Source organism: Polyangium jinanense, from assembly GCF_028435365.1.
Window position 1 is genome coordinate 86000 of sequence record NZ_JAGTJJ010000045.1, and the last position, 6948, is coordinate 92947.

Sequence of the window (6948 nt, forward strand, 5' to 3'; positions counted from 1 at the left end):
ACTAGTTGACCTTGACGACCGGCGCGCCGAGGGCGGCTCGCGTCGCGCCGGTCTCCGCGTGGACGACGCGGATCTCTCGCTGGGGGAGCGGGATGTCGATGCCCCGCTCGCGAAAGGCTTCGACGAGCGCGCGGTAGAGGCCGAGATGCGCCTGCTCGTAGTCGGGGACGGGCACCCAGGGGCGGGCGGAGATCGTGAGCGCGAAATCGCCGACCTTGCGGATCCCGATGAGCGGCGCGGGCTCTTTGAGGACGCGCCCGTCGGCGAGGACCGTCTCCGTCGCGACGTCGATGGCCTTTCCGAGATCGGAGGCATGCGCAATGCCGATCTCGATGTCGAGCTGACGCTTCGTCCCGTAGTTATGCAGGATTTCCCCGGAAATCTGGCGGTTCGGGATGACGATCAGGGATTGATCGGTGTGGCGCAGGGTGGTCGAGAACAGCGTGATGTCGACGACCTCGCCGTGCTCCTTGAGGACGTCGATGTATTCGCCGACCTTGAAGGGCTTGAGGAAAAAGATGGTCATGCCCGCGATGAGGTTCGAGAGCACGCCCTGCATGGCGAGGCCGATACCCACACCGGCGACGCCGAGGCCGGCGATGAGCGAGGCGACGGGGACGCCGATCTTCTCCGCGGCAATGACGATCGTGGCGCCGACGACGACGAACCGGAGCAACCGGACGATGAGGGTCCGGAGCGCGATGTCGACCGTGGTCTTCTTTTCGAGCCAGGCGTCGAGCATGCGGGTGAGGTATCCCGCCACCTTGAACCCGACGAAGACAATGACGCACGCGCCGAGGATCTGAAGTCCGTACCGCACGGCGAATTCGACGAGCGTGGTCTTCAGGCTCGTGAGGCCCGCGCCGACCTGGTTCATCGTTTCCTGCATGAGGGGGATGGTCGCACTGGGGAGGCGGGAGCGTCAACGCGCTCTCGCTCGGCTGGCTACACGTCCCCGGACGTCACCGCATGATCCCAGTACGTCACGCCACCCTCCTTCCAGGTCACGAAGCGGACCCAGCCGTCCTGGGAGACGACGATCACGAGCGCGCCGTGAATGTGCTGGCAAAGGCGATAGGCGGAGCGGTGCCTCGTTCCGACGGTCTCCGTCGGCTCGATCGAATAACGCATCCCTTCCATGTCCAGCGCCCGCCTCACCGACGGCACCTCGGACAACTCGCCGCCGATCTCGCAGCCGAACCCGAGCAGTTCGAGGCGCCTCGTCAATACGACGGCGCCATCCACGTCCGCCAGGCCCGCGATCAGGGTCGAGAGCTCGGAGACGGCTTCGTCGAGGTTCACGAGGTGCGGGTCGGTGCTGGACTCGTAGATGTCCCAGCCGACCGCCGCCGATGGCGGCGCCCACGCCTTGCTGCGCCCGGCGAGCGCGTCCATGGTCGCGAGGATCAACGTGCGATAACGACGCCGCGGCTCTCCCTCGCAAAATTCGTATTTGATGCGGAGCAGGCCCGCCGCCGTGCCCACCTCGCCCGGCGGCAGGATGACCAGCGTGCCGCCGTGGTGCGCCCGGCGAATCGTGGTGATGAGGCGCTTTAGCATTTGCCAGGTGATGAGCCGCGTCACCTCGGGATCGAGCTCCGCCCCGGGCGTGCGCGCGAGGGGCCGGGCCTCCTCGTGCAGCGCCGTGAGCTCGGCGTGCACCTCCTCGAATCCCTCGGAGAGCCAGCGCGCCTCGAAGACGTCCACCGCCGGCCCCGTGATCCTGCCGCCCTGCAGCTCGCCCAGCGTGACGGGCCCCCTCGCCACCGCGAGCTGCCCCGGCCCCGACGCGCGAATGACGAGCGCCCACGGCGGCAGGCTCGACCACGAGCCCCGCCCGCCATGCGCCGCGTGCAGCCAGCGGGGCCCCGAATGCAGGAGGCCCCATATCTCGAATCCGCCACGGCCGTCCTCGCGCACGCCGATGAGCGCGCGGTGGTATTTGATGGCCGGCGACAGCCGCCGGAGCTCGTGCGCGTCGAGCGGGCGGGCGTGCGTGAACATCAGGCGGTGCAGCCCCCAGGGTGGGCCAGCATCGGCCGGATAACACTCGGCGTCACCGAGGATCAATCGGAAGGTGACCGGCCGCTCCTCCTCGCGGAGCAGGCTCGCCTGATAACAGATGGACAGAAGCTCCTCGAGCGCCGAAAGCCCCGGGAGTCGTGAGCTCCCCACCGCTTGCACCTCGTCCCATCGCTCGCGCACGAGCCTGGCGAGCTCGGGTGGATACGAATGCAGCACGTTCGATCCTAAGGCCCGCGCGGCGTCCTCCCAAGGGGCCCACGCCGCGATGGTTGCCTCATCCTGCGGCCGCGCGCCGAGTGCCCTCGCCATCGAACGGCAGCCGCATCGTGAACGAGGTCCCGCGTCCGGGGGCGCTGTCGACGTCGACGCTCCCGCCGTGGGCCTCCGCGACGCCGCGGACGACGGCGAGCCCGAGCCCCCAGCCGCCCGGCGACGCGCGCTCGTGGCGCGCGCGGGTGAAGGGCTCGAACAGCGTGGCCTGCTCGTCCGCGGGGATCGGCGGGCCCTCGTTGTGCACCTCCACCTCGACGCGGTCCGGCCGCGAGCGCACGGTGAAACGCACCGGGTCGGCCGATCCGTATTTGAGCGCGTTCGACGCGAGGTTCCACAAGGCTCGTCGGAGCTCCTCGCGACCAAAGTTGCCCGTCGTGGGCCCTTCGGGCGCGACGACGACGAAACGATCGCCGTGCTGCTGGGAAAGCTCGGCCACGACGTCTCGCACGATATCGAGGATATCGCAGCGCTCGCGTGAGAGCGGGAGGCGGTCGCCCGCCTTGACGCGCTGCGCGTCGAGCAGGTCGCTCACCATGCGCTCGGAGCGGTCCAGGCTCCGGAGGACGGTCGACATCCAGCGTTTGGACCTGGGGTCGTCGGTCGAGCGGTCCGCCAGTTGCGCGGCCACGCGCGCCGCAGAGAGGGGGCCGCGGAGGTCGTGCACGAGGATCGACGAGAAGATCTCCCGCATCCGCTGCTCTTCCTGCAGCGCCTCGATTTGATCATGCAGCATGCCGTAGAGCTCCACGTTCTCGATGAGGAGCGCGAGGTGGTGGGCGATCGCCTCGAAACGCTGCTTCTCCCGCGCCGAGAAAGGCCGCTGCTCGCGCAGGCCGACGTACATCACGCCGAGGAGCCTGCGCTGGAGGGGGATACGGACCCCGAGGAGCGAATGGATGCCGCTGTGGCGGAGCGTATCGGTGACGTCGAGCTCGGTCGTCTCCGCGTCGAGGAGGGTCGTCGGCTCGTTGCGCGACGCGATCTTGCCGGCAAACGAGGAGGGCGAGAGCGAGCGGACGTAATGCGTGAGGCCCTCGTCGGCGATCCCCGCCGACGCGGTCATCACGAGCTTTTCGGTCGTGGGCTCGTGCAGCAAGATGGCCGCCGTCGCGGCGCCGAGCGCCTCCATGACGATGGGCATGGCGGCGTGGAGCCGGTCGGCCAGGGTCGGGGACCTGCGGGACGCGTCGGACGGCTCGCCCGTGAACGCCTGCCGTATAAGCCGGAAAAACCGCTTCTCCGACTGCGCGTCGTCGAGGAGGTGCCGGACGAATTTGTCGGATACCAGCACCGTCGACGCGTGCACGATTTCGAGGAGCCTGTCGACCTCCAGCGGATCGCACCTCTGCTCGGGCGGCACGGCCGCCCACGCCTGGAAGATGCAGCGGCCAAGAAGCGCAAACTCGCTCTGGAGTTCGGGGAGATCGAAGCCATGGCGGAGGCGGGAAGCCAGGTGGCTCTCCACGAGCTCGACCTGGCGGCCGCTCGGCTGACGCCCGTCCGCCTCGACCAGGGAATCGAGGAACATCGGCATGATGTTCATCAGCTCGGGCTGCGAAAGCCCACGCGCCGATGCCGTTTTCTGCGCCTCCTCGGCCCAGCGTTCGAGGATACGGCCGCCTTGCGTCTCGATGATGTGCTTGATTGTCGGCACGAAACCCCTGCCCCTCGACAGAGGTAGCACATGTCGTGCAAAGGCGGACGCTGCCGAGCCCGCTTCGTTCTTCCTCGACTGCCTCGAATAGCTCACCTCGAGGCGCACCATCATGCCATCCTCGCGTCGTGCTCTCGCTCCTCCGCGCGTTCCTCCAGAGCCTCCGCGCAGCGCTCCGCCCGCCTCCCGCGCCGCCGGCACCGCCAGCCACGCGCGCGCACGTGGACGGTTATCGAACCTCCGCGCGTACCCCCGACGAGCCTTCGCCCTGGTTCATGAGCGTAACACTGTCGACGGCGCGCAAGTTCAGCATCGTTCTCTACGAGTTCCACGAGTCCCGCGGTCAGCCGAGGAACGGGACACGCCTTGCGCGGGTCGATCCTCCGGGATTGCTGGAGGGCTGGAGCATCACGAGCGTGCACCAGTATTTCTGGCAGTACCTATGGTTTGGCGTGATCTTCTTCCATCGAGGCCCCGAGCGTTATGAGGCGCTGCTCGTGGAGCGGCTCGGGCCCGGAGCGCGCGAGGACGTTTGCCGCGAACTGTCCATGGGCGCGTCCGGGGCGCAGCCTGCCGACGGGAATCGGGTTTTCGCGGCGCTCATCGATCGGCACGAGAGCTATGACGGGAGCACCGGTTACCACGCGGATCTCGCTATCGGGCGGCTCTGCTTGTCCGCGGATGGGGAAGCGTGGAGCTACGAGCGCGAGGTCCTCTGGTTCGAGACAGAGGAAGGATCACCATATAGCTGAGCTCGGCGCGTGGCTGCGGGCGCTCCATGCCGCGACGACCAAGAGGTCCGTACGAGGGCCAGCCTGCTTCGATCCGGTGGACCTCGTCGCCAGTCGGCGCGGTCAGATCGTCCACGCGCCGTGGATGATTCCGACCAACGCGAGCACGCGCCCGCCGTCGCCGGGGATCTCGTCGAACACGATGCGCAGACTCTCCCACTCCATGCCCGTGCCGCTCGGAGGACGAGAAGTCATCTCATCAACAGACCGCTTGTAGAGCTCGACGTAGTGAGCCCCGGGGTAGGCCTCGGCGAAGTTGTCGTTCATGTTGCCCGTCCCGAATGTCGCGTCGACCTTCACGTCCGGCACCTTCGTGAAATCGTGCGTCCAAACGTATGCGTGGAAGTAGCCGGCGAACGTGCCGCGAATCGGATCTCCGCTACCGTCCTGCGTTCCCCAGACGCGCACGCGTGGGTCCTTCAGGGCGCCGCGGATCTCGGCGGGCGAGAGCGTCATGTCCGAGGGTTCGACGTACGAATACGGCGAGAAGCGAACACCGCGCGTCGGATGCGCGAGCGCAGCGAGCGCATCCATGTCCTTGTCCTTCAGCGCGCGCGCGACCGCCGCAGCTCGGCTCCGGAGGCGTTCGTGGAGCGGGGCGTCCGCGGGCGCGACGGCGCTCGCCCCCGGCGCGCTCGAGATCGCGGGCGGGCCAGAATTGCAGATGACGACCACGGTCTGCACGCCCGCCGGGGCCGCCGACCGCGGCTCCCCCTCCGGCAACCTGACACAACCGACGAGCCCCACGAGCACGACACACGCGAGCAACCTGCACATCATGCCCGAAGAACGCGCGAGCGACGCGGCGCTGTTCCGGGGCTGCCCGGGGTCGTACGGCGTCACCAGCAACCTCCCGGGGACGCTCAACGGCCCGGGCAGTCGAGGCCTTTGACGCCACTGCGCGGAGGTGCTCTCGTTGGCTGGCAGATGCTCGGCGCCCGTGTCGCTCCGTTCACCGTGGTTCTCGCGCTATGCGCCTGCGCGACGCCGAGCCCGCGCTCGGTGGCGGACTGCAATGATCAGACGGTGCGCGGCTTCTGGGAGAGCCTCCAGGGCGACACCGTCCTCCTGCGGCATTGGCACGGCTCCAAAGCCAGCAGCCTTTGCCGCGAGGGCAACGATGCAGCCTCCTGCGAGGCGCGGGCGCGTGCCGGGCTGGCTCGCCGGATCTCCGCCGGACGGCCTGTTCATGGCTGCATCAGCGAGCCGGGCGGCACCTGCCTGGTGGTGCGTCACGATGGGGAGGTGTCGACCACGCGTCATGAGGGGAACGGGTGGGACAACCTGGCCAGAGCTCTCTGGGGCCGCTGGGGCCGCGACGAGGTCGAGCTGCTCACCGTGGGCAGCGGAGAGGCGCGCACGGCGACCGCGTCCGCGCCGCGGGAGGAGGAGAGCGCGCGCTTCCGGCTCCTCTTGCGGGCTCCGTCCGCGACGCAGGCCAGGGCGGAGATCAAGCGAGCCGCGGGGGAATGGCCGGCGCTGAGGGTCAACATCGGGTCGTCGATGTCCGCCCCCCCGGACTGGCTGGACGCGTCCGTCTCGTGCCGGCCCAAAGACAAGCCGCATCCGAGCACGCACACAGGGCCGTGGCACTGCCTCGCCGGGCCGTCCGACCCCAAGGAGCTGATCCCCAACGAGTGCTACCCGAGCGAGAAGGCCTGCGCCTCCGGCCGCGAGGAGCTGATGGACGAGGTCCGCTTTCGGGGGGGCCGCCCGGAAGAGATCGGGACGTGCTCGGCGGCCCCTCGGGTCCACTGTTACGCGATGAAGAAGGATTACTCGAACCTGGGAGCATGGCAGTCGTACCGATCGTACGTCTGCTTCCCCACGCGCGAACGATGCGAGAAGCTCCGGCCGGAGCACCCCTGGCACGCGAGCGTCGAGTCGGCGTGCTTCGAGGCCGGGTCCGGGGTCAGCGGCGGCGGTTGACGGCGGTACGTCCGGCAGCCCTGCGGGGCTTCTTCTTCGCCGCCGGCTTCCTCGCTGCCGGCTTCACCTTCCTCTAGGACGAGAAGGACCGCGAGGAGGACGAGGGCCCCAGGGCGACGCATGCGAGCCAGGTCACCGAAAGCGTGCACGCGGGGCAACTTTCCACCCAAACTGCACGCCGACCCGTCTGGCGCCGATCCTGAAAGGCTGAACCGCCCGCCGACCCTTCCTTGCCGAAAAAACGGTTCCGTTTTTTGTCGCCCGACCCTTCCTTTA

Annotated in this window: 6 protein-coding genes; 2 read left to right on the top strand and 4 right to left on the bottom strand. The window is 68.6% G+C overall.

Annotated features, from left to right (window positions below; all coding sequences use genetic code 11):
* Position 1: 1 nt before the first annotated feature.
* The 3 genes from KEG57_RS41270 to KEG57_RS41280 are packed head-to-tail and all read right to left on the bottom strand — an operon-like array spanning position 2 to position 3952.
* Complete coding sequence (locus KEG57_RS41270; RefSeq protein WP_272426555.1) at positions 2-889, bottom strand: mechanosensitive ion channel family protein; 888 nt, start codon at positions 887-889, stop codon at positions 2-4.
* Between the two features lie 56 nt (positions 890-945).
* Positions 946-2241, bottom strand: coding sequence for a putative sensor domain DACNV-containing protein (locus KEG57_RS41275; protein WP_272426556.1), 1296 nt, complete (start codon positions 2239-2241; stop codon positions 946-948).
* A 58-nt stretch (positions 2242-2299) separates the two neighbouring features.
* Complete coding sequence (locus KEG57_RS41280; protein ID WP_272459520.1) at positions 2300-3952, bottom strand: ATP-binding protein; 1653 nt, start codon at positions 3950-3952, stop codon at positions 2300-2302.
* A gap of 128 nt (positions 3953-4080) precedes the next feature.
* Between KEG57_RS41280 and KEG57_RS41285 the strand changes: the two genes are divergently transcribed.
* Positions 4081-4704 carry a hypothetical protein gene (locus KEG57_RS41285; RefSeq protein ID WP_272426558.1) on the top strand — a complete coding sequence of 208 codons (624 nt, stop codon included), beginning with the start codon at positions 4081-4083 and terminating at the stop codon, positions 4702-4704.
* Positions 4705-4806: 102 nt separating this feature from the next.
* Here KEG57_RS41285 and KEG57_RS41290 read toward each other — a convergent pair whose 3' ends face one another.
* On the bottom strand, positions 4807-5586 hold the full coding sequence (locus KEG57_RS41290; protein ID WP_272426559.1) for a hypothetical protein: 780 nt from the start codon (positions 5584-5586) through the stop codon (positions 4807-4809).
* Positions 5587-5700: 114 nt separating this feature from the next.
* On the opposite strand from KEG57_RS41290, the gene KEG57_RS41295 reads away from it, so the two are divergent.
* Positions 5701-6672, top strand: a complete 972-nt coding sequence (locus tag KEG57_RS41295) for a hypothetical protein (RefSeq protein WP_272426560.1) — start codon at positions 5701-5703, stop codon at positions 6670-6672.
* Positions 6673-6948: the final 276 nt, after the last annotated feature.

Coding starts and splice junctions, on each gene's coding strand:
- KEG57_RS41270 (WP_272426555.1), bottom strand. CDS start 889: ATGCAGGAAACGATGAACCAGGTCGGCGCGGGCCTCACGAGCCTGAAG.